Origin of the sequence: Candidatus Tisiphia endosymbiont of Thecophora atra (genome assembly GCF_964026395.1) — a bacterium.
Taxonomy (GTDB): domain Bacteria; phylum Pseudomonadota; class Alphaproteobacteria; order Rickettsiales; family Rickettsiaceae; genus Tisiphia.
Window position 1 is genome coordinate 1138687 of the sequence record NZ_OZ032145.1, and the last position, 25966, is coordinate 1164652.

Sequence of the window (25966 nt, forward strand, 5' to 3'; positions counted from 1 at the left end):
TAGCATTTAATACTATCATCTATGTTTTAAAAGCTCTTAGGAGAGAAAGATGAGTGAACTATTAGAACTTGCAGCAGAAATGCGAGAGAAATTTGGTACGGGAGTCGCAAGAGAACTACGTAGGAAAGGTATGGTTCCAGCCATGGTTTATGGAGCAGGTAAAGAAGTGCTAGCCGTTTCTATCGAAGAAAAAGAGATAACTAAGCATTATAGAAAACCTGGTTTTATCTCTACAGTTATTCAAATTAAAGTGGGTAGTAAAACGCATAAAGTGTTACCAAAGGCTGTAGAATTGCATCCTATTACTGACATAGTAAGGCATGTTGACTTTGTACATTTAGAGGAAAAGACCCAAAGAATGGAAGTACCGGTAGTCTATGAGGGTAAAGAAAGAGCTTTGGGAGTTAAAAGAGGAGGATTCTTTAATATAATAAAAAGAACTATAACTCTTTTATGTGATGTCAATAATATACCTAAAAATATTAATATTGATGTTACCAACATGCATATCGGTCAGTCTTTAAAAGCAAAAAGCATTAAACTCCCTGAAGGAGTCCAGCTAGCTAGTAAAAATGATTTTATTATGGCTACTATAATTGGTCGTAAGGGTAGTAAGTCAGAAGATGGAGAAGCTGTAACTGAGGAAGTGAAGCCGACAAAGTAGTTGTTTTTGAAGCTACAAGGGTACTATGTCTTGTCACCCACAACTGTTGAAAGTTAAAAAATCGTCATTGCGATGAGCGTTGTTAGCCCTAAACCGTCATAGCAAGGCTCTGTAGATGCCGTGGCGATCTAGGTAAACAGCGAAGCTGTTTTTTTAGAGTAACGCTTCGCGTATCCTAGATTGCCGCGTCGCTGTGCTTTGCACAGCTCCTCGCAATGACATTGAGTTTAATTTATTTATACATTTTCAATCACTACGCTCTTAAGTTGATGGCATGGACTTCGTCCATATATGACGCCTATGTGCCTTCGCATGGATGACATCGGTACAGGGATACTCTAGGCTATTAAACCGATGTCTTACATGAGATTAAATATAAGTGCAAATCGCTCTCTAATGATATTATAATATGCTTAAATCTGAAGACAAAGGGTATATAGTTGTTGTAGGTTTGGGCAATATAGGCAAAGAGTACCAAAATACTCGCCATAATGTTGGCTTTACAGCTGTGGAACGTTTATCAGAATACTATAAATTTTCTTGGAATACCAAAGCTAAATTTCATGCAGAACTTGCACAAGGGATAATAGGCGGACATAAATTACTATTAGCAAAGCCTCTGACTTATATGAATCTGTCTGGAAAAGCAGTACAAGCAATATGTTCTTACTATAATGTCAAATTACAAAATATTTTTGTAGTGCATGATGATATAGATTTAGAAACTGGTAGAATAAAATATAAATTGGCTGGTGGTAGTGGTGGGCATAATGGTTTAAAATCATTGGATCAGTGTATAGGAAATGATTATCATCGTATAAGAATAGGGGTAGGAAGACCAGCGGCGTATGATGATGTGTCGGATTACGTTTTAGCTTCTTTTTCTAAAGAGGAATATAAAATTATTGTTAATTCCATTGAGGTAATAATTAATAATTTCCGTTTATTGCTTTCAGGTGAAATGGAAGAGTTTAAAAGGAGCATCGTTTAAATATGAAACAACAATTAACTTGTGTTTATGCAGATGACATGGATGCACAATATTCGAAGATAATGCAGGATGGATTAGATGAACTTGCCAAAAACAAGAAGGGTCTTGATGCTGTCCAATCATTTTCCTTCTCGTGTTTTGATAATGATAAAAACTTTGTTGCTGGTATAAAAGGTGTACTTATTTATGGTTGTTTATACGTTGATACGTTATGGGTTTCTGGAGATTTTCGAGGTCAGAATTACGGTACTTTACTAATGTCCAAGGCAGAAAATCTAGCACGAGAGCGTAATTGTAGATTTATGAGTTTATGTACTACCGATTGGCAAGCTAGACCATTTTATGAGAAATTAGGGTTTAAATTAGAGTTTACAAGAAGGGGATATGATAAAGATTCAGAATTATATTTTTTAAAGAAAGATTTGTAATAATCTGAATTCGATATGATACTACCTTGCCAACGATGTCATTTTTGGCAAAGTGGAAGAGTTTAAAAGGGGGATAGTTTTATGACACAACAATTAACTTGTGTCTATGCAGATGACATGGATGCACAATATTCGAAGATAATGCAGGATGGATTAGATGAACTTGCTAAAAACAAGAAGGGTCTTGAGGCTGTCCAATCATTTTCCTTCTCGTGTTTTGATAAGGATAAAAAATTTGTTGCTGGTATAAAAGGTGTACTTTTTTATGGTTGTTTATACGTTGGTACGTTATGGGTTTCTGAAGATTTTCGAGGTCAGAATTACGGTACTTTACTAATGTCCAAGGCAGAAAATCTAGCACGAGAGCGTAATTGTAGATTTATGAATTTGTCTACTACCGATTGGCAGGCTAGACCATTTTATGAAAAATTAGGGTTTAAATTAGAGTTTGTAAGAAGTGGCTATGATAAAGATTCAGAATTGTATTTTTTAAAGAAAGATTTATGACATTAAAATGTGGTATTGTTGGCTTGCCAAATGTAGGAAAATCAACCCTATTTAATGCCTTAACTTCAAGTATTGCAGCAGAAGCGGCTAATTATCCTTTTTGTACTATAGAACCAAATTCTGCTATAGTATCAGTACCAGATGTTAGGCTAAATGAGCTATCCATTATTGCTGGTTCTAGTAAAATTATTCCTACTTACATAGAAGTTGTCGATATTGCAGGTTTGGTAAAAGGTGCTAGTAAAGGGGAGGGGCTGGGTAATAAATTCTTATCTCACATACGAGAAGTTGATGCTATTTTGCACGTACTACGTTGTTTTGAGGATATAGATGTTACTCACGTACATAATAAAATTGATCCAATATATGATGCTGAAATAATAGAGACAGAATTAATTTTAGCAGATATTGAGTCGGTGGAGAAACGCTTAATAAATGTTGAGAAACGTTTAAAAACAGGTGATAAAACTTTAAAAGACCAAATAGAGTTATTAAAAGAAATTCAAGCAACTCTAGCGGTAGGTAAACCGGTGCGTAGCATGGTTGGAACTTATAGTAAAGAGGCTTTAGATCAATTACAATTATTAACTTCTAAGCCGCTTTTGTATGCTTGCAATGTACTGGAAGAAGATGCGGTTACTGGTAATAAATTTACGGAACTTGTAGCCAAAAAAGCTGAGGAAGAAGGTACAAAACATGTTATTATTTCATCAAAAATTGAAGCGGATATTGCAATTTTAGAAAGTGACGAAGAGAAATCTGAATTCTTAAATAGTATGGGTCTTGTGGAAACGGGTCTCAGTAAAATTATCAAAGAAATGTATAACTTATTAGACCTAAGAAGCTTTTTTACTGTAGGTCCAAAAGAAACACATGGCTGGACTTTTCGTAATGGTACGCTAGCCCCTCAAGCAGCCGGTATTATTCATACTGATTTTGAGAAAGGTTTTATCCGGGCTGAGGTTATTAGTTATGAGGATTATATAAATTTTAATGGTGAAGTGAAAGCTAAAGAAATGGGTAAAATGCGTTTAGAGGGCAAGGAGTATAAAATGCAGGATGGAGATGTAGTGCATTTTAGATTTAATGTTTAAATAAGGGATATGAGAAAATTATACCATTATCCTATTTGTCCGTTATCACGTCAAGTTCGGGTGTATTTAAAAGAGCTAGATGTGCAGTTTACTATGGTTAAGGAGGATTATTGGCTTCGGGATAAGGAATTTTTGTCTTTAAATCAGGCGGGGGCGACACCTGTCTTACAAGAGGCGTCCACTCTAATTATAGCAGGAATTTATCCCATCACTGAGTATTTACATGAAAAATATCCAAATTTTAATTTTATCGATGAAGATATTGATATTAGATGTGAAATTCGTAGGTTGCTCAGTTGGTTTAATGAAAAATTTTACCGCGAAGTAACAAAAATTATTATCGATGAAAAAATAGTAAGGTCCTTCTGCCAATTAGGTGGTCCTAGAACCGATTTTCTTAGGGCAGCAAAAAATAATCTATCACATCATTTAAGCTATATGTCAAATTTATTTGAAAAGCGTAGCTTTATTGCATCAAATTCTTTAAGTTGTGCAGATATAGCTGCTGCCTGTCATATATCAGTTCTAGATTATTTTGGCGAAATTAATTGGGACAAATGGCTGTCTATTCGTCATTGGTATGCAATCATAAAATCTAGACCTAGCTTCCGCTCTTTATTACACGACCAAATACCAGGTTTTACTCCACCCACCTGTTATGCTGATTTAGATTTTTAGTGGTTGCGATATAGTTATTTTTATGATAGCTTCTATTTTATGATAGCTTCTAGGTGAATAGTATACTCGATGAAAATCAAGAATTGCGTTGTTGTCTTCAGGGATCGTAGGTAGCCACGTACTAATATGTACGCCTAGCACCTCGACCTTTTGACTCCTGCTACTATCATGATTTTGATTCTATCGTCTATCAACTCTTCATTTACGAGCAGTATATAATTAAAATAGAGGATATTATGAGTAAAGATGACGATAATAATCCAAAAGTGGATTCTCTACCGTCTTATGAGAAAGCTACAGCTCCAAAAGCAGAAGCAGTCCAAGAACGTTTGCCTGAAGAAGATTTAAAGAGTCATATAGGAGAAATGCCTAACACTTTTCTAGCTTTGCAACAACTAGAGGATGTACAAAAGAATCTTGAAAAAGCCCGTGGGCTTTTTGCTGGTACTACTAGTAAGGCTCTTTCTGGGGTAGAGAAATTAGAATTTGAAAAAGCTGGAGAGGTTTTTGAGAAATTTATGAGTTCATTTGAGAAACTGAGGACATTTGCTGATAGTGTAGATCATAAAAAACCCCTAGACAGCTTGGGAGATTCATTAACTTTTACCGGTCGCTTAAAAGATTTCGCCAAAGAGCAATTAAAGAAAGTTGAAAAAATATTTGAAGGACCAACTAATGCAGTTAGAAACAATCCAATTTTAAATGCGGTAGGGAATGTGATAAAATCTGCATGTCATGCGGTTGGTACTATAGCTAAAGGTACTTTAAACAATGCGATAGCTACTGGAGAACTTGCCAAAAGTGTTGTTAATCTAGGTGTAGCAATAAAAGATAGCATTGTAGGAAAAGGAGTGAAACAAGCAACTAGGAGCGTTTAGCACAACTGTTGAAAGTTAAAAAATCGTCTATTAGCGAAGTGCTGTTGTAAGGCTTAAACCGTCATTGTGATGAGCTTTGCAAGCCCTAAACCGTCATTGCGAGAAGCCGCTTATAGCGGCTTCGTGGCAATCTTGTGAAGGAGAGCTTGCCTCATGAGATCGCCACGGCGTCTGTCGACGCCTCGCGATGACGATTTTAACTTTCAACAGTTGTGCTATGGTCTCCTCGCTAATAGACGTTTGTGAATTGAGAGTAATGCTAGTTTGGTTAGCTCTATATCCCGATATTTGTATTGATATATTCATGGATTTTTAGTAAATCATACCAAGTGGTTTTTTTCTGCATTGGTTGTCTAAGCAAATAGGCAGGATGGAAGATAGAAGTGGTTTGAATTGGTTTGCTAAGATACTGATTTGTGTATAAATAATATTCTTGTCTGATTTTACTTATACCAGCATTTTTGCCAAGTAAGCTAGTTGCTGCAACATTTCCCACTAAAACAATTAGTTTTGGGTTTATTAAAGCAATATGTTTCTCAACAAAAGGTCTACAAATATCTATTTCTTCTTGCGTCGGTTGGCGGTTAGCTGGTGGCCGCCAAAATACAGTGTTAGTAATATAAGCGTTATGTTCTCTTGAAATATTGATAGAGGCTAATACATTATCGAGTAACTTACCACTTTCCCCGCAAAATGGTATCCCTTGTGCATCTTCGTTACTACCCGGTGCTTCCCCAATAAACATTATAGAACTTTGTGGATTCCCATCAGCAAATACGGTTTTATTGGCTAATTTCTTTAAACCACAACCGTTAAAATTCATTAGTAGTTTTTTTAGTTCTTCTAAGCTGTTAGCTGAGTCAGCCAAAGTTCTAGACAAGGAAATACTGTCATCCTGTTTCTGTGCAGGATATGGATTCCCGCCTGTGCGGGAATGACATGAAGGATTGCGGGAATGACGAGGAGTGCAGGGTATTTCTTGCTGATTAATAGTTGATTGTGAAAAATAATAATCTATACCAATTGCTTGCAACCATTTTAGTTGGTTGATTTTTTTTGTAAAATGCGTCATTTTATTCATTTAAAAAATATTTTGTAGTAGATGGAAGAATATAACGTACCAAAAAATTTAGATGGGTTTAGACTTGATAAGGCTTTGGTAGGTCTTATCAGTAAAACATCTAGAAGCCAAATTCAGAAGCTCATAAATGGCTTGCAAGTACAAGTTAATGGTTTGATTATTTCTGATTCCGACTTTAAGGTCAAGGAGAATGATCTTATTTCAGTAGTTTTTAAAGATACTGAGCCTTTAACAATGCAGGAAGCTGATATTAAACTTGATATTTTCTATGAAGATGAAGATTTAATGGTGATCAATAAAGCAGTTGGTATGACAGTACATCCTGGTAGTGGAAACCATCATGATACTTTGGTAAATGCTTTGTTACACCATGCAAAATCTTTATCTAGCATAGGAGGGTTAGAAAGACCTGGTATAGTTCATCGTTTAGATAAAGATACATCAGGTCTGATGGTTGTTGCCAAAAATAATTTTGCCCATCAACATCTTGCTAGTCAGATAGAAAGTCGTAATCTTATACGCAAATATAAAGCATTAGTTTGGGGTATTATCAATCCACAAGAAGGAGTTATAAGAAATAATATTGGAAGAAGCCGTGTCTTACGGCAAAAAATGACTATTTTGAAATTTGGTGGTAAAGAGGCAATTACTCATTATAAAACAGAAGAAATATTTTTTAATGGTCTAATCAGTATGTTAGAATGTAAACTTACTACTGGTCGAACTCATCAAATCAGAGTGCAGCTGAGTCATTTAAAACATTCTGTGGTAGGAGACCAAACTTATGGTAAGAATAGCAGGAAAGTTAACCATAATTATAGCATAGTACCACAAAAACTAGTAAATTTCAAGAGGCAAGCATTACATTCTTGGTATATAAGTTTTTCCCACCCAGTGAGTGGTAAATTGTTGGAATTTCAATCACCTTTGCCGCAGGATATTATGGAGATAATTATACAAGATGAATATAAAAGAATTATTAATTTATGCTACTAGCAAATTACAAACAGTAGGTATTAAATCAGCAAACCTAGAGTCACGCATATTGATGCAGCATATAACTGGTAAATCTATTGAATATTTATTAGCAAGATCAGAAGAAAGATTGACCGAGGCAAAACAAATTATTTTTAAAAATTTAGTTAATAGACGTATATTATTAGAACCAATAGCCTACATTATAGGGTATAAAGAGTTTTATGGTTACCAATTTATCATAGATAATAAAGTGCTTATTCCTAGGCAAGATACTGAGGTACTTGTAGATGCGATTTTAAAAGATGTTATAACTGATCCGATTAGTATTCCTAGTCATTCCCGCGTAGACTGGAATCTAGATACCTGCATTCACAGGTATGACATCAAGGAAGAGCTAACAATATTGGAACTTGGCACAGGTAGTGGTTGCATAGTTTTGAGCTTGTTACTGGAAATGCCAAATAGCAATGTAACTGCAACTGATATAAGTAACGAAGCGATTGCTATAGCTAGTCAAAATGCTGTAAAACATAAAGTTTCTGATAGATTTAAAATAATTAATAGTAACTGGTTTGAAAATTTGGAAAAGCAAAAATTTGATATTATCGTAAGTAATCCACCATATATTTCTTTTGATGATACTGTTTATATGTCTCCTGAGACCATGAAATATGAACCCCACTTAGCCTTATTTGCCGAAGATAATGGATTAGCCTCATATTACATAATTGCTAAAGAAGCCAAGAGATTTTTAAAACAAAATGGTAAGTTATTTTTAGAGATTGGTTTTAATCAATTGGCAGCTGTTACAGAAATTTTTGTTAGTTATGGTTATACGGTTAAGCAAGCTTATAAGGATTTAGAAGGTAGAGATAGAGGGCTACTAATAACCTGAATTCGATGTATAGCTAAGCCGAAAAAGTTTTAGCCAAAAACCGTCATTGCGAGGAGGCACAAAGTGCCGACGTGGCAATCTTGTGAAGTAGTACTCAAATCACCTCGAAACCGCCTAACAAAAGCAGATATTACTTCATGAGATTGCCGCATTGCCGCTTTCAGAGCCTCCTCGCAATGACCAAGGTAATTTAAAAGTCGGGCTGCAAGCCTAATAGATAAAGGAAAAAGTGCTTAATATGCACTCGATGTCATTCCCGCGTAGGCGCATAGGTGTCAACTTAAGAGCGTAATGATTGAGTATGTATAAGTAAATCAAACCTAAACGTCATTGCGAGAAGCCGCTGCAAGCGGCGACGCGGCAATCTAAGATACGCGAAGCGTTACTCTAAAAAACAGCTTCGCTGTTTATCTGGATCGCCACGGCATCTAACGATGCCTCGCGATGACGGCTGTGTTTAATTTGTTTATACATGTTCAATCTTTACGCTCTTAAGTTGACGCCTATGCGCGTAGGCGGGAATCTAAAAAAATAAGCCTGAAAGACTATTAAGTAATATAGATCCCGCACCGAAGCAGGGATGACATCGATAGTGGTTAGATTTGTATCTATAGCAACTAATGATTGTGACTTTTAAATTACCCTAGCAATGACGTATTTTTTAATAATTCTAAAAAACTTGATTATCGAGTATAAGTTTTAAATTTAAGAGAATTATCATGCAACAATTTAGTCTTTACCATACTGCTGAAGGATTACTATATAAGACAACCTGCCTTTTAGTAGAAAAATCTTATCATAGTAATTTAAGGATTGTAGTTTTAACTCCGGATATTGAAGTGCAAGAATCACTAAACAAGATGATATGGACATATTCTAGGAAACAGTTTATTCCGCATGGCAGTAAACTTGATCCATTACCAGAAAAACAACCAGTTTATATTACTCATCAATTAGAAAATCCTAACCAAGCTAGTATTTTAATAATCATTGCCCCATTTGATATTGAAGAAATTCTTAATAACAAACACTATGTTGCACATTTTCAAAGAATAATTATAATATACGATGGTTTGGATAATTTAAGTTTAATAAAAGCAATAAATGAACTAACTATTGCGACACCGGTGATTGACTGTTATAAACAGAGTTCAGTAGGAACATGGAGTAAGATTTAGGTATACTCAGGTAGAACTTCAAGAATTGGCGTCGTCGTCTTCAGGACACAACCGTTGAAAGTTAAAAAATTGTCTATTAGCGAGGAGACCGTAGGTCCACAACTGTCGAAAGTTCAACAAACGTCATTGCGAGGAGACCGTAGGTCGACGAAGCAATTGTAAGTTAAAAGTATGATATAATAGATATTGAAGTCAATGTAAATAATGATTTATACTGACTTATAAGGGGGTATTACAGCGATAGTCATTAATAATATAAATGACTATCGCTGTGCAGGCGTGAGCGACCGTGAAGCAATTGGTTTTAAGACCGAATGGATATTGGTACTCTAGCCCAAATCCCCGAGACGTTTGAATAGTTGATTGGGATGCCTTTGCACGCCCGCTTACAATCGTAAACAACATTAAAAGTCTTCGAGGTATTATGCTATTATATAATAATTTTATCGGTCTTGATATAGGAAAATTCAATTTTGTTGTTGCTATTCATGGAAAAAAAGAAACTAAAGAATATAATAACAACTCTAATGGAATAGCTGATTTTATCAAGGATTACAAAAAAGAGATTAGTTCTGCATTGTGTGTTTTAGAAACTACTGGTGGATATGAAATGGAACTATTACTAACGCTTTGCAATCAGGGTTTTGCTGTACATAGAGCCAATACTCGTAAAGTTAAAAACTTTATTAGGTCTTTTGGTAATGCAGCTAAAACTGACAGTCTTGACGCTAAAGCTCTAGCACTTTATGGTTTTGAACGATCAGAAAGATTAGAGCTATTTAAAGTACAATCTAAGCAAGCTTTAAACTTGTATGAATTAGTAGGACGTAGGAACGATCTTAAACAAATGTTGATTGCAGAAAAAAATAGGTTTCAGTCCCCGAGAGCTGATTTAATCAAGTCTAGTTGTGTTAAAATGATCGAAGTACTAGAAGAACAAATTGCATCTATTACTAAAGAAATAGATGACTTAATAGCAAAAGATAAGCTCTTGCAAGCTAAGAAAGAGACTCTGCAAACTATTAGTGGTATAGGCGCAGTAGTATCTAATGAGCTTATAGCTTTGTTACCTGAACTTGGTACATTGAACCGCAAACAAATAGCATCATTAGTAGGTGTTGCACCAATATCTAATGATAGCGGTAGATATAGCGGATATAGACATACAGGTCATGGTCGAAATTTTGTTAGACCTATGTTGTTTGTAGCTGCTATGGCTGCTAGAAATTCTAACTCTGAACTGAAGGTATTTTATGAGAAATTGATCAATAGAGGAAAAAAGAAAATGGTGGCGATGGTAGCATTAATGCGTAAAATCATTGTGATTGCAAACGCTAAGTTACGTGATTTAACTAGCTCTGCACAAGCAATAAAAATTTAAACCAAATTTATTTAAATTTTTATTGCGAACATAGTTGATCCATATGACAAGCTTCATGGATTGCCGCGCTCACATACGTTCGCTCGCAATGACGTTTGTTGAACTTTCGACAGTTGTGACCGTAGGTCGACGAAGCAATCCAGTAACATCATTTATCTATAGATTGTTTCGCTTACGCTCGCTAATAGACGCTGTGGTATAGGTATTTGTAAACTTTCAACAGTTGTGGGGTAACATCGAAGGTGCAGGAAGTTCTCTAATTGTAAAATAGGGAGTGTTCGTCTAAAAAATAAACAAGCAAATTTATAAATATGCAAAAATTATCATTTCAGCAAATTATATTAACCTTGCAGAATTATTGGGCATCATATGGTTGTGCGATTTTACAACCATATGATTCGCATGTTGGAGCTGGTACTTTTCATCCTGCCACTGTACTACGAAGTCTTGGCAAAAAGCCTTGGTTTGTAGCTTATGTTCAGCCATCTAGGCGTCCTAATGATAGTAGATACGCTCAGCATCCCAATAGAATGCAGCATTATTATCAATTCCAAGTTATACTAAAACCATCTCCTGATGATATACAAGAGCTATATTTAAAGAGCCTTGAATGTCTTGGTATAGATTTGAAAAAACATGATATTAGGTTTGTTGAAGATGATTGGGAATCTCCTACTCTTGGAGCAGCTGGACTCGGTTGGGAAGTATGGTGTGATGGTATGGAAGTATCACAATTTACTTATATGCAACAAATTGGTGGTATTGAGTGTCGCCCAGTTGCTGGTGAAATTACCTATGGTTTAGAACGTCTAGCACTTTATATACAAGGGATCGATGAGGTCAAAAGCCTTGACTGGAATGGTCAAATTGGAGAGAAGGCTTTAACATATGGTGAAGTAGATTTTGAAGCTGAAAAACAATTTTCCAAGTTTAATTTAGAATTAGCCTTTGTCCCAATATTATTCCAGCATTTTATTGATAGTGAAAAACAATGTAATGATTTGATTGCTGCAGATTTACCGTTACCAGCTTATGATTATTGTATTCAAGCTAGCCATCTTTTCAACCTGTTAAATGCTCGGGGGGTGATTAGTGTAACAGAGAGAGCATCTTACATACTCAGGGTACGCAATTTGGCTAAGCTATGCTGTAATAAATGGTTAGAATTAGAAGAAAAGAAGAATTAATATGAGTGAGTTATTGTTAGAACTGTTTAGTGAAGAAATACCAGCTTTAATGCAAAAAAATGCAGCAGAAAGCTATAAAACCATATTTACTACAATCTTGCAAGATAGTAGGCTAGTAGGGGATGTTCAGGTATTTATTGGACCTAGGCGAATTGCCGTGTATATTACCAATTTACCGAAATCTATACCGCCAAAAGAAATTACCATAAGAGGACCAAAAGTTTCGAGTACATCACAGGTTATAGAAGGGTTTTGTCGCTCAAATAATATTGAACAAAAAAATTTGTCTACACTATTAGTGCAAGGGCAATCATATTATATAATAGTAAAAAATACTAAAGAAACCGATATACGAGTGCTATTGGAAGATATGATTCCTAAAGCAATTAGTAAGTATATTTGGCCAAAATCTATGTATTGGGGGAACTATGATATAAGCTGGATTAGACCTCTTAGGAATATTTTATGTATATTTGATGGAGAAATACTAGCAATTAAATATGGCCATTTGACGGCTAATAATATTACCTTTGGGCATAGATTTATCAGTCCTGAATCGATTACTATAGACAGTTTTTCTGAGTACCAGATTAAGCTGCGGGAGAGTAATGTCATTATTGATCAAGATGGTCGCAAGGAGATAATTAAAAGCCAATTATTAATAATAGCAAAGTCACTTAATTTAGTGATAAAAGAGGATGAGAAATTATTAGAAGAAGTAACAGGATTAGTAGAATTGCCAGTTGTTATGGTGGGTAAAATACCCACTCATTTTTTGAAGTTACCTAGTGAGGTGCTGGTTAGCTCAATGCGTAACCATCAAAAATATTTTAGTACTTTTGATGAGACTGGTAATTTTGCCCCTTATTTTCTTTTCGTCAGTAATATGCCTCATGATCAAAATATCATAGTAAGTGGCAACGAGAAAGTATTATCTGCTAGACTCTCTGATGCCTTGTATTTTTATCAGCAGGATTTATCTAATAGTTTACAATCAAAATTGCCAAAACTTGAAAGGATAACATTTCATGCCAAGCTTGGTAGTGTAAAACAAAAAACTGAAAGGATTGCTGATATTTGTAATTATATTATACCAAGAAATAAGGATTTACAAATAGCCGCTAAACTTTGTAAAAGTGATCTCACTAGCGAAATGGTTGGAGAATTTCCTGAGCTGCAAGGAATTATGGGATATTATTATGCTAAAGAAGATCGCCTAGGGGAGGGAATCGCAGCGGCAATCAGGGATCATTATAAACCACAAGGTCCATCGGATAGTTTACCAGTAGGAGATGCAGCAATATTGGCTATTGCTGATAAATTGGATAGTTTAGTAGGTTTGATATTAATAGGAGAAGAACCAAGTGGTTCAAGAGACCCTTACTCACTCAGGCGGCAAGCACTAGGTATTATTAGGATAATTTTAGGTAATAGACTGAGTATAAATATTAAGCAATTAGTTGCTTATGTAGTTCACTTATATCAAACTATGTTTGAAGACATAAAGGGAGGAGGGAATGATAGTGGGCTAAATAAAATTAGGCAGATAATTCTAGATTTTCTAGAAGAAAGAGCCAAATATTATTTTAAAAATCACTATGATCTATCGGTAATTAATGCTGTGCTTGATTTTGATATTGAAGAAGACCTAGTTGTTAGTGAAATAAAGCTTGCCTCCTTACAGGAGTTTCTGACTAAGGCTGATGGTGAGAATTTATTAACTATTTACAAAAGAGCAAACAATATACTAGAAGGTAGTAATATAGAAGGAGAGGTTAAGCAAGATGCTTTTATTTCCAAATATGAACAAGAATTATTTTTATCATTAGGAGTTATTTCTAAGCAAATTGATAGTTATATTGTAGAAAAAGATTTTACTAAGACTCTTAGCCTGTTACTAGAAATAGTAAAACCTGTCAATGAGTTTTTTGATAATGTTATGGTCAAAGATAAAGATCATAACATTGCCAATAATCGTTTATTGTTGCTCAGAATGGTTACGCAATTATTTGATAAATTAGCAAAATTTAGTTTTTTATGACTGATACATTAAAGCAGGCTGCCAAATTCATACAACTTGGTAATGTAGTAGCTTTTCCAACAGAAACAGTATATGGACTTGGTGCAGATGCTAGTAACGAACAAGCTTGTCAAAAGATTTTTAAGATAAAAAAGCGTCCAAGTATAAATCCTCTGATTGTCCACGTGGCAACTATGAGGCAAGCTAAAACTATAGGGGAATTTAATGCAGATGCTCTTAAGTTAAGTAATATCTTTTGGCCAGGACCTTTATCTATTGTTGTACCATTAAAAAGCGGTGCAAATATAACAAGGTCAGTATTAGCTGGACTGACAACGGTTGCACTCCGTATACCATCACATAATATTGCTTTAGAGCTAATAAGAAAATCTGGTACGGCTATAGCAGCACCTAGTGCTAACCCATCAGGTTATATTAGTAGCACGGCTTTAGAACATGTAAAAGAACATTTTTCAGATGAGAAAGATGTTTTTATTTTAGGCGATAATTTGAATGATTGTAAGTGTCAGTATGGTATAGAGTCCACCATAGTGGACACTACTACTAATAATTTAACTATTTTGCGAGATGGCTTTATAACGAAGGAAGCAATAGAGGAAGTTCTAGGTAAGAAATTAAAACAAATACCTAGCTTGATGCAAATTAAAGCTCCAGGTATGATGAATAAACACTACTCTCCAAAAGTTAGAGTAAGGTTGAATGCAGAGAGTTTAGAAGCTAATGAGGTAGGGCTGAATTTTGCTAATAGTAAGCTTGAGGGCAAATTTTCGCTTAACTTAAGTTTAACTGGTGATTTAATTGAAGCAGCTAGTAACCTATTTGCCAACCTTAGAATATTGGACAATTATGCGGAATTAAATGGATTAGCAATTGCCGTTGCCTCCATCCCAGAAATTGGTATCGGCGTTGCAATTAATGATAGGCTTAAAAGGGCGGCTATAAAATGACTTCTATATTTACTAAATTAAAACAGGCATTAATCAATAGCTCGGATAAAATATCTTTGGGCATTGATCAAATATTTTATAAACAAAAGCTAGATGAGCAAACTTTAAATGAGCTAGAAGAGTTGTTAATATCTTCAGATATAACTCCATCTGTTGCGATAGAACTTGTCAGTAAACTAAGATATATCAAATTTGACAAAGAAGTGAGTAGTTTGGTAATCAAAGAACAACTTGCCAATATTATCGGACAATTATTGATAAAAACTAGCAAGCCTTTTGAATTGTACGATAAAAAGCTTAATGTAATCCTAGTTTGTGGGGTTAATGGTTCAGGTAAAACTACTACGATAGGAAAGCTTGCCGCCATTTATAGTGGGCAAGGTAAAAAAGTGGCTATTGCAGCTTGTGATACATTTAGAGCTGGTGCTGTTAGCCAATTATCTATTTGGGCTGATAGAAGTGAATCTATGTTTATTACAGGAAAAGAATCAGCTGATCCTGCTAGTGTTGCTTACACTTCTATGCAGTACTCAATAAACAACGATGTGGATATATTATTTATTGATACAGCTGGCAGATTACATAACCAAAAAAATCTGATGGAAGAGCTTGGAAAAATTGTTCGAGTGATCAAGAAGATTGATGATACAGCACCTCACCATAGTATATTGGTAATTGATGCTACCACTGGGCAAAATGTATATAACCAAGTCGAACAATTTTCGGCTATTGCTAACATAAAAGGTCTTATAGTTACTAAATTAGACGGTACAGCAAAAGCTGGCGTAATAGTTGGTGTTGTACAGCAATTCACCTTACCGGTATATTTTATAGGGATAGGAGAGAAAATAGATGATTTAAAATCGTTTGATCCGGTTTTATTTGCCAGTAGTTTAGTAGGAAATTAACTAGGGGAAGTGTCATTGCGAGGAGACCATAGGTCGACTAAGCAATCTATATGACAAGATTCATGGATTGCCACGCTCACGTACGTTCGCTCGCTAATAGACGGTTTTTTGTGAGTGTTCACAGTTTTTTAACTTTCAACAGTTGTGGCATCTAAAGAGCCTTGCAATGACGATTATAGAAAAATAATTGTTGAAAAGCATTAAGTGATACTTTATATTTTACTATATGAAATATGACCTACTAGACAACAAAAAAAAGCAACTGGATAGAATCAGACCATTAACTTCAGAGTTAGTTAAAAACTTGGAGCAGTGGTTTAAGGTAGAGTTAACTTATACCAGTAATGCTATTGAGGGGAATACTCTCTCGCGTTTGGAAACTGCTGTGGTAATTGAAAAAGGCTTAACAGTTGGTGGAAAATCGTTAGTAGAACATCTTGAGGCAAAAAATCATGCACAAGCTTTGGACTTAATCCATGAAATACAGCAAAAGAAAATTTGTGAAATTACTGAAAACGATATTTTATCAATTCATGCTCTTATCCTAAAGGGTATCGATGATCATAATGCTGGATGTTATAGACGAGTAGCAGTACGTATTTCAGGTTCAAGGGTAATAATGCCAAATCCAGTAAAAGTACCAAACTTGATGGCAGATTTTATTGCATGGCTAAACTCATCTAAAGATATGCATCCTGTACAGTTTGCAGGAGAAGCACATTATCGACTAGTAACTATTCATCCTTTCTCAGACGGGAATGGTCGAACTGCACGATTATTGATGAATTTAATTCTAATAATGGCAGGTTATCCACCGGCTATTATTAGACTACAAGAGAGGTTACCTTATATAACATCTCTAGAGACTGCACAACTTGGTGGTTCAAAAGAAGCCTATGGAAAGATTATCTTTAATGCAGTCAATCGTTCTCTTGATATTTATCTTAAAGCAGCAAACTCTGTAAACTCTTCAGATATAGTATTATCAGAGAAATTATTAAGAATTGGTAAGCTTGCAAAAGCTGTCAATGAGACTGTGTCAACAATTCGTTTTTGGACTAAGGAAGGTTTGCTTGAAATTGCTGATGTTACTAAATCACGCTATCAGCTTTACTCACCTGAAATGATTGAACAATGTATAGAAATTCAACGATTAAAGAAACAAAAGCTAACACTGAATGAAATCAAGGATATGCTTGTAACCTCAATTTCGGATTAATGAAATTAATCCGAAATTGGAATGAGAATGTAAACAATCAGGCTTAAAGCGGTTTGACGCCTGATTGTTAAATATTTCATTTGCTAATAATCTTATTTTTATACCAATAAAAATAAGATTATTAGCGATAATAGATTAAAATGCATTCGTACCAGCCGCTTCAAGAATGCATTTTTCTGATATTCTAGCCACTTTTGGATTAAAATTAAAAATTTTAATCCAAAACTGAAGCTTGTAAATAATGACACAAAATAAAAATAAGGTGTTTCTATAATGCACGTTGTAACAAAAGAATTATCTATCCCATCACGTTATTACAAAGAAATTTTGTCAATACTGAAACTAAATGGAGGAGTGGCTAGAATTGTTGGGGGAGCTGTTCGGGATGCTATTCTTAATGTTGTCAACTACGACATTGATATAGCAACAAATTTATTACCAAAACAAGTAACAGATATTTTATCAAAAGCCAACATTACGGTCATACCAACTGGCATAAAACATGGTACAGTTACAGCTTTATTCAAGAATGAAAAATTTGAGATTACTACACTTAGAAAAGATATAAAATGTGATGGTAGGAGGGCAGAAGTTATCTTTACTGATGATTTTATGGAGGATGCTGCTAGAAGAGATTTTACTATTAATGCCCTTAGTTATTGCCCATTTGAACATAAAATTTATGATTATTTTAGTGGAATAGATGATTTGCGACAATCGAAAGTAATATTTATAGGACAGGCATTTGAACGAATCCAAGAAGATTTTTTGCGTATTTTACGGTTTTTTCGGTTTTCCTGCTATTATGCTGCACAGCTGGATCTAGATGGGCTAAATGCTTGTATTAAATTGAAAGAAAATCTAAAATTACTATCAAAAGAACGGATAAAATGGGAAATGGACAAATTAATTATCTCAGATAATAGTCCTGATATTTTGCAGCAAATGTTTGATAATGGCATATTGCAAATAATATTGCCAGTTAGCCAGTTTGATAAAAGATTTTTGTCAGAAGCAATTAATTTTGGTTCTTTAGAGCCTTACACTAGGTATTCACTCTTATTTTATCACATAAAGAACTTATCACTAAGTGATTTACTAAATTTAAAATTCTCCCGACAAATCGCCCTCAAAATCACTACTATACTTAAAGTTATTAATAGAGAAATAAACGAATTTGTATTAAGAGAAATTTGGTGGAAAAATGATGATTATTTGCAGTATATAAGTGTTCTAGTATCATTAGGCAAACTAGATAGAACGGTAGCCAAAAAATTTCTAGATAGATACAGCTCTAAACCCCGTCCAATATTTCCCATAAAGGGTCATGACTTGCAAAAATTAAATATTCATGGTAAAGCTATTGGCATATTGCTAGACAAATTAGCAAAAGCTTGGATAGAAAGTGATTTTACACTTAATAAGAATCAATTACTTAAATTATTGGAAAATAATGAAAATTACTATTAGTGCTAGCATTTTTATTGCTATGATTATAACATTATTTAATTATGCAGCTTTTGCCAGTATAGATAAAATGAATATTATATCTCTTTCGAAACTCGCTTGTGCTGAGGAATTTGAAGGAGTCACAGAACGCAAAACCGCAAGCAGTACGGCAAGCGTACGTGAGGATTTGAGTCTAGGCTCGACGTACAAATTACCAGCAGAAGTAGAATTTCGAAAGAGATATATTGTTACTAGTATAACTCCGCTAGCAGCTATTATAGCTATGCTAGTTAAAGATCAAGCAGAGATTGTAGCTATTGCCAATAATGATGATTGCCCGCACCATTATAATTTAAAACCTAGTGACCTTAAAAAAGTCAAAGATGCAGATATTGTATTTTATATAGATGAGCAATTTGATGGTTTTACTGGGAAGTTAATGAATGGTCATAGTAAAAATGTTATTAAAATTAGTAATTTTACGGGGCTAAAAATTATTAGTAATGACTCATATAGTAATTGGCATATTTGGCTTGATTTAGATAATGTAAAAGTAGTATTAGAACAATTATCTAAGATATTAGCGGGACGATTTCCTGAGATTAGTTCAGATATTTACCAAAATCTTGATAAGGCAAAAAAACAAATAGAGAGACTTACGAAAATCAAAAATGAAAAATTAGGACCTTTGACAGATGTTATTTTACTTAGTGATAGTCTAGAATATTTTTTTGATAATAGCCGAAAAAGCGTTGCAAAATTATATAATTCTGATCAAAAAAGCCTTAAATATATTAGTAATCTTGAGCATTTATTAGCTATGTCCAACAGTAAATGTTTATTATTAAGTCTCGATCAAGATGTTCGAATTTATAAAAATTTTAAAGCAGAGATAGTAGAAGTTGAAAGCGAGAATTGGAGAATAACTGACATTAACGATGATTTATACTATAATCAATATTTAAAAATAATTAACCAAGTAGCTAAATGCTTAAATTAAATGTTTAAATTACTAAACCCTTATTTTTTTAGTAAGTTAATACAAACCATTATACCATTATTGCTAGTTTCCATGTTGATATTAATGGGGCTGGGGTTATACCAAGCTTTGATAATCTCACCACAAGATTACCAGCAAGGTGAGATGGTCAGGATTATGTATGTTCATGTGCCAGCTTCTTGGATGGCATTAGGGATTTATACATTTATGGCTATTTGTAGCTTGTGTAATCTAGTGTGGAAGACTAAAATGTCCTTTTTAATGGCAGTGGCCAGTAGCCCTATTGGAGCAGTTTTTTGCCTGATTAGCATGGTTACAGGTTCGTTATGGGGAAAGCCTATTTGGGGGACTTGGTGGGTTTGGGATGCTAGACTTACCTCAATGTTAGTATTATTCTTACTATATTTAAGTTATATAGTAGTTGTTAATAGTGGTGATAATATAAGGCGTGCTGAAAGACCAGCTTCGGTGATTGCCTTGATTGGTTTTATCAATATCCCCATAGTAAAATTTTCGGTAAATATTTGGTATAGTTTACACCAGCCAGCAAGTGTTTTACGGCTAGGTAGTCCGACAATTCATAATTCTATGTTATTGCCCTTAGTGCTAATGTTTATAAGTAGTATACTATATTTTCTATTAGTTTTAGGTTTGAGATCTTATGTTTTAATAGCCAAATTCAAGGAATATGATAATTCATGACTTATGTTGTTACCGATGAGTGCATAAAATGTAAATATACCGATTGTGTAGAAGTCTGTCCTGTTGATTGTTTCTATGAAGGGGAGTTAATGTTGGTGATTAATCCCGATGAATGTATTGATTGTGGAGTGTGCGAGCTTGAGTGTCCGGTTAAAGCTATTAAGCCAGAGTCAGAACAGCTGATTGATTGGATAGAGAGAGCTAAATTTTTCTCAAGCATGTGGCCTAATATTACTATTAAAAAACCAGCTCTAGCGGATGCAGATAAATATCAAGACGAGGAAAATAAGTTCGAAAAATATATGGGAGGGAGCTAATTTACCTCAATTTGGGATGATTTGTGTTTTTTACGTTTTCAAGAGCTTTTTTAATTACCCTATTTAATCCAGTTCTTGTATAGCTAGACACTACAAAAATTTCCTCTCTAGTAATTTTTTGCAATTCTGTAATTTTGTCTTTAATTTCTTCTTCTAACAAAACATCGCACTTATTCAAACAAATTATTTCAAACTTATTTTTTAATAAGCTCGAATATGATTCAAGCTCGTTCCTAATAGTTCTATAATCAGCAATCAAATTATCACTTGTTGCTGATATCAAATGAATCAATAAATTACATCTCTCAATATGTTTTAGGAACTTATCACCTAGTCCATGTCCTAAGTGAGCCCCTTCTATTAAACCTGGGATATCAGCTATCACAAATTCTTCATCATCTACATAAACCACACCAAGATTAGGGCTTAGTGTGGTAAATGGATAATCAGCAATTTTAGGTTTTGCTGATGTCGTGGCTGCAAGGAAAGTTGATTTCCCTGCATTAGGTAGACCTATAAGACCAACATCTGAAAGTAGTTTGAGTTGTAAATTTACCCACATCTCTTCTCCAACAACACCTTCAGTCCTACGTCGCGGAGCTTGATTGGTAGATGACTTAAAATGGCTATTACCAAGCCCGCCTTTGCCTCCCTTAAGAATTTCAAAAGTTTGTTCATCGGAAGTGAAATCATATAGTAGAACATCGCCATGTTCTGAGAATATTTGTGTTCCTACTGGTACTTCTAAGAGTAAAGCAGGTTTAGACTTCCCACTACGGTTTGAGCCTTTACCATTCTCACCATTTTCTGCTTTAAAATGCAGTTTATGCCTAAAATTTACTAAAGTATTAAGATGAGAATTGCACTTAAAAATAATGCTACCACCACGACCACCATCGCCACCATCAGGTCCACCCATATCAATATATTTTTCTCGATGAAAACTAATCGCCCCATCACCACCATTACCGGCTTTTAAGTATATTTTAGCTTCATCGATAAAATTCATAATATATTATTGTAAGTTATAAACTTGATATTTATAGTCAATTGATGAAAATTTGGTGACTAATACCATTTCTCAAAACTAAATTGCTACTCGGAGTACGAGTGTCGGCTACCTTCGCGTACAACTAGTACGTGAGGAGCGGAGAACATGAAGTACGACGACGTGATGATTAGTTTTTGGAAATGGTATTAGTACACTTTGGCATCAGTATACCATAATATTGTTATCATGTAAAACACTCCTTTGTCTATATCCAATCAGGGCAGTTTAAAAATTTTAACTTTAAGTTATGTCTATAATTGTTAAAGTTTTCTCTAGTTTCAGTAATTTTGTTTGAAAATAGAGCTATTATAGCAAGAGTTATTGTCCTCAACAATGACATTATTAACGGAGCTTCTCCAGTACTAATAGTTGACTTGTTTTCTTCAAAAACCTTATCTTTTATCCAGTTTAAATTATTTTCGCATGACCAATGACCTCTGTTAAATTTTAACAATTCTTCTATACTAAACTTTTTCTCTAAGCTAGTAATCATTAATACATTCTCTGTCTCACAGCTATTAGCCTTGTGCTTCTTTTCTCTTTTTCGGGTAATTTTGCATATTTAATTGATATGCCATTTAAATATCCAAATGGCATATCAATTATCTCGATTTTTCTTCTTTCTATTCTCCCATGCTGTAAATCTATATTCTCTGCAAAACTCTTAATTTCCTGACCTTCTGCCTATATTTTATCAAATGTTTGTGTACTATGGTAATGTGAATTAGTAAATATCCTACGAAGAAGTAATCGACTCATAGCCAAAAAAATTATATTTTCACTAGAATCAGTAAGAAAATCATATTCCTTGGAGAGCCTTCTATTTCTATTTATCTAGGCAAAGCTTCTCTCAACAACCCATCGCCTTGGCTGTACTTTAAACCCAACTTCTCTTGTTGGCAATAGTTCTAATGGTGTACTTTCTGGTATCCAAAATCTGCACGCTGGTCGTTTAACAATTTCTAAATCTATGTTATACTTTTCCTAATGAGACCCTTTAAATCTTTAGACTGATACCCCATATCAACCCACATTTGTTTAATAGTAAAGGAGGTATTAAATGTTAAATACAATGAAATTTGTGGTCGGAGCAGAGAGATTTGAACTCCCGACCCTTTGGTCCCAAACCAAATGCGCTACCAGGCTGCGCCATGCTCCGAAAAATAAATGATGAAGATTAACAATAAGTGTTAGTGGATTCATATTGCCTAATTATATAAACTATAATATAAGTCAAATCAATTTTTTTATTTTAAAATTTCATCATATTTATTAAATGTCTTCATTACATGCATCAATATTAACCATATTTCCAGAAATGTTCCCTGGATTTTTGCAATATTCCCTTGCAGGGCAAGCCTTAGAAAAGGGTATTTGGTCTTATAATGTGGTTAATATAAAAGATTTTGGATTAACTAGGCATAAAAATGTTGATGATGAGCCTTATGGTGGTGGTAGTGGACTGATAATGCGTCCAGATGTGGTGGGTAGTTGTATAGATCATGTTTTGTCTTCAAACCCTAATGCCAAAATATATTATCCCTCACCAAGAGGAAAGCTATTTAACCAAAATATTGCTCGTGAAATTATACAAGAAAAGCAAATAATAATTTTATGTGGTCGCTTTGAAGGGGTTGACGAACGTATAATTGAAGAGTATAATGTGACGGAAATTAGTATAGGGGATTATATTTTATCTGGTGGTGAGGTGGCAGCTCTTGCTATTCTTGATTGCTTGATTAGATTACTTCCGAATGTATTACTGAATCAAGACACATTGCAATCAGAATCTTTTGAAGAAAATGGAGAGTTTGCTGGATTGCTTGAATGTCCTCTGTATACGAGACCGGCAAAATGGAAAAGTAGAGAAGTTCCGAGTATTTTGTTGTCTGGTAATCATCAATTAATTAAAGATTGGAAAAGCAAGCAATCTTTAGAGATTACTAAAAAACGTAGACCGGATTTATTAAACCGAATTTATTAAATATTTATAGGAGTTTAAGGTAATGAATATTATTGAAGAGTTTGAACAACAGCAAATTCTGAAACTAACGGAAAATAAAAAGATTCCTGACTTTAAAGCAGGGGATACTGTAAAAGTTACTGTAAAGATAATTGACCGAACAGTTGAGAAAGATGGTAAGGAAAAATTACTAGAAAGATTTCAAATGTATGAAGGCGTAGTAATTGCTAGAAGGAATAGTGGTGTTGCATCTTCTTTTGTAGTTCGTAAGGTCAGTCATGGTGAAGGTGTGGAAAGACGATTTATGATTTTCTCACCAATTGTACATTCGATTGAAGTTGTTAAATATGGTGTAGTACGTCGTGCTAAACTATATTACTTAAGAAATCTAAGTGGTAAAGCAGCTAGAATTAAAGAAAAACTTCAAGTAAATCCTAATAAAATAATTAAGAAAAAGGTGGTTGCTTAAGGGGAAGGGGGCTAAGGATGTAGAAGCTCTTTAGCTGCCTTCAAGCTTGCATCGGTGATAGATTTGCCTGAGATCATGCGAGCAAGTTCAGCTTGCCTCTCTTGAAGATTTAGATTTTTTACAGTAATTTTAGTGCTTTCATTCAATTGTAGCTTGTTAACGATAATATGCTGATCTGCCTTACCTGCCACTTGCGGTTGGTGAGTAATTGCGATAACTTGGGCAATAGAGCTAAGCTTTTTTAGTTTTTCTCCTACTTTATCGGCTACGATACCACCAATTCCTGTATCTATTTCATCAAAAATAATAGTTTCCTTAAATAGTTTATCAAAAAGACAAGTTTTTAGTGCTAACATAAATCTTGATAATTCACCACCAGAAGCAATTTTATCAATAGAAGCAAGTTGCATACCAGGGTTAGTTGAGGCAACGAAACGTACATTATCGATACCATTATCTGATACCTTAGATAACATTACTTGAGAAGTATCCCTGTCTTCCAAAAAATGTTTATTGTCAGTTTGGTTTGCAATATTATCCTTAGAGACTATTTCTATTTTAAAAATTGCCTTTTCCATTTTAAGTTGTTCAAGCTCTTTTTGCATAGCTAACTCTAGGTTCTTGGCTATTTTAGAACGCTGATGCGATAAAGCTTCAGCTAGCTCAAAATATTTTTTATGACCAGCTAGCTTATTCATATCTAGGATTTTAACGTTATTAATTTTATCCTTCAGGGCATTTAATTGTTGGGTAGAATTATCAACAAATTCAGGTATTTTATCGCAAGAAATATTATATTTTCGTGCTATGTCACGGATTTTAAATAGTCTTTCTTCCACTTCATCTAAGTTAAATTCATTTGTATCGAAGTTATTAATAATGTTTTGTAATTTTATACGTGCTTCTTCTAGACTATTATAACAATCATCTAAATTTAATGAAATAGAGGTAAATTCTTCATTTCCCTGTAAGTTGCGGGCTATTAAACGTTGAACATTAGCAATGGACTTATTAATTTCAGGAGTTTCAAGATGTGATAATATATCTTGAGTTGCTTGTATTTCTTTATCACGATTTTGTAAACTGTGTCTTATAGTGGTAAGTTTTTCTTCTTCTCCCACTTGATAGTCAAGAGTTTTTAATTCCTTGATTACAAAATTTAAATAATCTATCTCTCGTTCTATAATATCTTTATCTTTTGTGACTTTATTGATTTCTTTAGTAGTTGCTTGTAAAATATTGAAATGCTTGGATAATTCAGCTCTTAAACCTAGAAGGTTTCCATAATCGTCTAGAATATTAATATGGGAGGAGGGGGTAAGAAGGGTAGTAGGGCTATTTTGTCCATGAAGTTCAAATAAATAATCTGCTACTTGTTGCAAGGTATTTACTGTCACCGCTTGATCATTTATAAGAAATTTTTTGCGGTTACCAGATTTTTGGATACGTTTTATCAGTAATTCTTGGTCACACTCAATATTAAATTGTTCCAAAAGCTTTTTTAAATCATTATTGAGAGTAAATGTTGTAGCAACCGTACAATAATCACATCCATGTTTTATTACATTATCAGAGAATTTGTTACCTAAAGAGAACAAAATTGCATCTAGCAAAATAGACTTACCAGCCCCAGTTTCGCCGGTAATCACACATAGTCCTTTCTCAAACTCTATCTCCAGTTCGTCTATCAAAATAAAATTCTTCACCGAAAGACTTTGTAACATTAGAACCTCTTACATAACTCTACTTCTGTTGGTGATTTAGGCATCTAGGTCAAACTCCACAATTGTTGAAAGTTAAAAAACCGTCTATTAGCGAGGAGACCGTAAGTCGACGAAGCAATCTATATGACAAGCTTCATGGATTGCCCGCTCACGTATGTTCACTCGCAATGACGGTTTAAGCCTTACAACAGCACTTCGCTAATAGACCATTTTTTAACTTTCAACAGTTGTGTACT

At 34.3% G+C, this 25966-nt stretch carries 26 protein-coding genes, 1 tRNA gene and 1 pseudogene; 22 read left to right on the top strand and 6 right to left on the bottom strand.

The genetic code is table 11. The annotated features are described in order from the left end of the window. Positions 1-49: 49 nt before the first annotated feature. The 7 genes from AAGD45_RS05495 to AAGD45_RS05525 all read left to right on the top strand — a co-directional run bounded on the left by AAGD45_RS05495 (position 50) and on the right by AAGD45_RS05525 (position 5240). On the top strand, positions 50-664 hold the full coding sequence (locus AAGD45_RS05495) for a 50S ribosomal protein L25/general stress protein Ctc (RefSeq protein ID WP_341760954.1): 615 nt from the start codon (positions 50-52) through the stop codon (positions 662-664). A 409-nt stretch (positions 665-1073) separates the two neighbouring features. Continuing rightward, on the top strand, positions 1074-1655 hold the full coding sequence (pth, locus tag AAGD45_RS05500; protein WP_341760955.1) for an aminoacyl-tRNA hydrolase: 582 nt from the start codon (positions 1074-1076) through the stop codon (positions 1653-1655). Positions 1656-1657: 2 nt separating this feature from the next. Then, positions 1658-2083 carry a GNAT family N-acetyltransferase gene (locus AAGD45_RS05505; protein ID WP_341760956.1) on the top strand — a complete coding sequence of 142 codons (426 nt, stop codon included), beginning with the start codon at positions 1658-1660 and terminating at the stop codon, positions 2081-2083. An 81-nt stretch (positions 2084-2164) separates the two neighbouring features. Beyond that, positions 2165-2590, top strand: a complete 426-nt coding sequence (locus AAGD45_RS05510; RefSeq protein WP_341760957.1) for a GNAT family N-acetyltransferase — start codon at positions 2165-2167, stop codon at positions 2588-2590. After that, complete coding sequence (gene ychF / locus AAGD45_RS05515; RefSeq protein ID WP_341760958.1) at positions 2587-3684, top strand: redox-regulated ATPase YchF; 1098 nt, start codon at positions 2587-2589, stop codon at positions 3682-3684. Before AAGD45_RS05510 ends, ychF begins: the two co-directional genes overlap by 4 nt. Positions 3685-3693: 9 nt before the next feature. Further along, positions 3694-4362 (top strand): glutathione S-transferase family protein, encoded by a 669-nt coding sequence (locus AAGD45_RS05520; protein WP_341760959.1) that lies wholly within the window; start codon positions 3694-3696, stop codon positions 4360-4362. A gap of 236 nt (positions 4363-4598) precedes the next feature. Further along, complete coding sequence (locus tag AAGD45_RS05525) at positions 4599-5240, top strand: hypothetical protein (RefSeq protein ID WP_341760960.1); 642 nt, start codon at positions 4599-4601, stop codon at positions 5238-5240. Positions 5241-5514: 274 nt separating this feature from the next. On the opposite strand, the gene AAGD45_RS05530 is transcribed toward AAGD45_RS05525, so the two are convergent. Beyond that, positions 5515-6321 carry a uracil-DNA glycosylase family protein gene (locus AAGD45_RS05530; RefSeq protein ID WP_410521056.1) on the bottom strand — a complete coding sequence of 269 codons (807 nt, stop codon included), beginning with the start codon at positions 6319-6321 and terminating at the stop codon, positions 5515-5517. Between the two features lie 21 nt (positions 6322-6342). On the opposite strand from AAGD45_RS05530, the gene AAGD45_RS05535 reads away from it, so the two are divergent. The 13 genes from AAGD45_RS05535 (at position 6343) to fdxA (ending at position 20523) form a co-directional block, all read left to right on the top strand. Next, a complete protein-coding gene (locus AAGD45_RS05535) occupies positions 6343-7317 on the top strand; it encodes an RluA family pseudouridine synthase (protein ID WP_341760961.1) in 975 nt (324 codons plus the stop codon). After that, positions 7283-8194, top strand: a complete 912-nt coding sequence (prmC, locus tag AAGD45_RS05540) for a peptide chain release factor N(5)-glutamine methyltransferase (RefSeq protein WP_341760962.1) — start codon at positions 7283-7285, stop codon at positions 8192-8194. Before AAGD45_RS05535 ends, prmC begins: the two co-directional genes overlap by 35 nt. A 719-nt stretch (positions 8195-8913) precedes the next feature. Further along, positions 8914-9372 (top strand): DNA polymerase III subunit chi, encoded by a 459-nt coding sequence (locus AAGD45_RS05545; RefSeq protein WP_341760963.1) that lies wholly within the window; start codon positions 8914-8916, stop codon positions 9370-9372. A gap of 424 nt (positions 9373-9796) precedes the next feature. Further along, positions 9797-10753: a transposase gene (locus tag AAGD45_RS05550; protein WP_341760848.1), complete on the top strand. Its 957-nt coding sequence runs from the start codon at positions 9797-9799 to the stop codon at positions 10751-10753. Between the two features lie 311 nt (positions 10754-11064). After that, positions 11065-11940, top strand: a complete 876-nt coding sequence (locus tag AAGD45_RS05555; RefSeq protein ID WP_341760964.1) for a glycine--tRNA ligase subunit alpha — start codon at positions 11065-11067, stop codon at positions 11938-11940. A gap of 1 nt (position 11941) precedes the next feature. Further along, positions 11942-13981 carry a glycine--tRNA ligase subunit beta gene (glyS, locus tag AAGD45_RS05560; protein WP_341760965.1) on the top strand — a complete coding sequence of 680 codons (2040 nt, stop codon included), beginning with the start codon at positions 11942-11944 and terminating at the stop codon, positions 13979-13981. Beyond that, entirely contained in the window at positions 13978-14928 is a 951-nt protein-coding gene (locus tag AAGD45_RS05565) for an L-threonylcarbamoyladenylate synthase (protein WP_341760966.1), read from the top strand. Before glyS ends, AAGD45_RS05565 begins: the two co-directional genes overlap by 4 nt. After that, complete coding sequence (gene ftsY, locus AAGD45_RS05570; RefSeq protein WP_341760967.1) at positions 14925-15836, top strand: signal recognition particle-docking protein FtsY; 912 nt, start codon at positions 14925-14927, stop codon at positions 15834-15836. Before AAGD45_RS05565 ends, ftsY begins: the two co-directional genes overlap by 4 nt. A 226-nt stretch (positions 15837-16062) precedes the next feature. Continuing rightward, positions 16063-17055, top strand: coding sequence for a Fic family protein (locus tag AAGD45_RS05575; protein ID WP_341760968.1), 993 nt, complete (start codon positions 16063-16065; stop codon positions 17053-17055). A gap of 273 nt (positions 17056-17328) precedes the next feature. Beyond that, positions 17329-18525 carry a CCA tRNA nucleotidyltransferase gene (locus AAGD45_RS05580; protein ID WP_341760969.1) on the top strand — a complete coding sequence of 399 codons (1197 nt, stop codon included), beginning with the start codon at positions 17329-17331 and terminating at the stop codon, positions 18523-18525. Then, on the top strand, positions 18509-19504 hold the full coding sequence (locus AAGD45_RS05590) for a metal ABC transporter solute-binding protein, Zn/Mn family (RefSeq protein WP_410521057.1): 996 nt from the start codon (positions 18509-18511) through the stop codon (positions 19502-19504). Before AAGD45_RS05580 ends, AAGD45_RS05590 begins: the two co-directional genes overlap by 17 nt. Beyond that, positions 19505-20206 carry a heme ABC transporter permease gene (locus AAGD45_RS05595; RefSeq protein ID WP_341760970.1) on the top strand — a complete coding sequence of 234 codons (702 nt, stop codon included), beginning with the start codon at positions 19505-19507 and terminating at the stop codon, positions 20204-20206. It abuts the gene before it with no gap. Further along, positions 20203-20523: a ferredoxin FdxA gene (fdxA, locus tag AAGD45_RS05600; protein ID WP_341760971.1), complete on the top strand. Its 321-nt coding sequence runs from the start codon at positions 20203-20205 to the stop codon at positions 20521-20523. The genes AAGD45_RS05595 and fdxA overlap by 4 nt, the downstream gene beginning before the upstream one ends. Before the next feature lies 1 nt (position 20524). Here fdxA and obgE read toward each other — a convergent pair whose 3' ends face one another. From obgE to AAGD45_RS05620, 4 genes and pseudogenes are all read right to left on the bottom strand, one after another. Continuing rightward, a complete protein-coding gene (gene obgE, locus AAGD45_RS05605; RefSeq protein WP_341760972.1) occupies positions 20525-21532 on the bottom strand; it encodes a GTPase ObgE in 1008 nt (335 codons plus the stop codon). Between the two features lie 247 nt (positions 21533-21779). Continuing rightward, the gene (locus AAGD45_RS05610) at positions 21780-22067 is read right to left on the bottom strand and encodes a hypothetical protein (RefSeq protein ID WP_341760973.1); all 288 of its coding nucleotides are present in this window, start codon (positions 22065-22067) and stop codon (positions 21780-21782) included. 191 nt (positions 22068-22258) lie between these two features. Next, positions 22259-22474: pseudogene (locus AAGD45_RS08745) on the bottom strand (transposase); the annotation flags it as partial. Positions 22475-22656: 182 nt separating this feature from the next. Next, positions 22657-22733 (bottom strand) — tRNA-Pro (locus tag AAGD45_RS05620). A gap of 117 nt (positions 22734-22850) precedes the next feature. Here AAGD45_RS05620 and trmD point away from each other — a divergent pair. Next, on the top strand, positions 22851-23558 hold the full coding sequence (trmD, locus tag AAGD45_RS05625) for a tRNA (guanosine(37)-N1)-methyltransferase TrmD (RefSeq protein ID WP_341760974.1): 708 nt from the start codon (positions 22851-22853) through the stop codon (positions 23556-23558). Positions 23559-23580: 22 nt separating this feature from the next. Next, the gene (gene rplS, locus AAGD45_RS05630) at positions 23581-24006 is read left to right on the top strand and encodes a 50S ribosomal protein L19 (protein WP_341760975.1); all 426 of its coding nucleotides are present in this window, start codon (positions 23581-23583) and stop codon (positions 24004-24006) included. 11 nt (positions 24007-24017) lie between these two features. Here rplS and recN read toward each other — a convergent pair whose 3' ends face one another. Beyond that, positions 24018-25730: a DNA repair protein RecN gene (gene recN / locus AAGD45_RS05635; protein WP_341760976.1), complete on the bottom strand. Its 1713-nt coding sequence runs from the start codon at positions 25728-25730 to the stop codon at positions 24018-24020. Between the last annotated feature and the right edge of the window lie 236 nt (positions 25731-25966).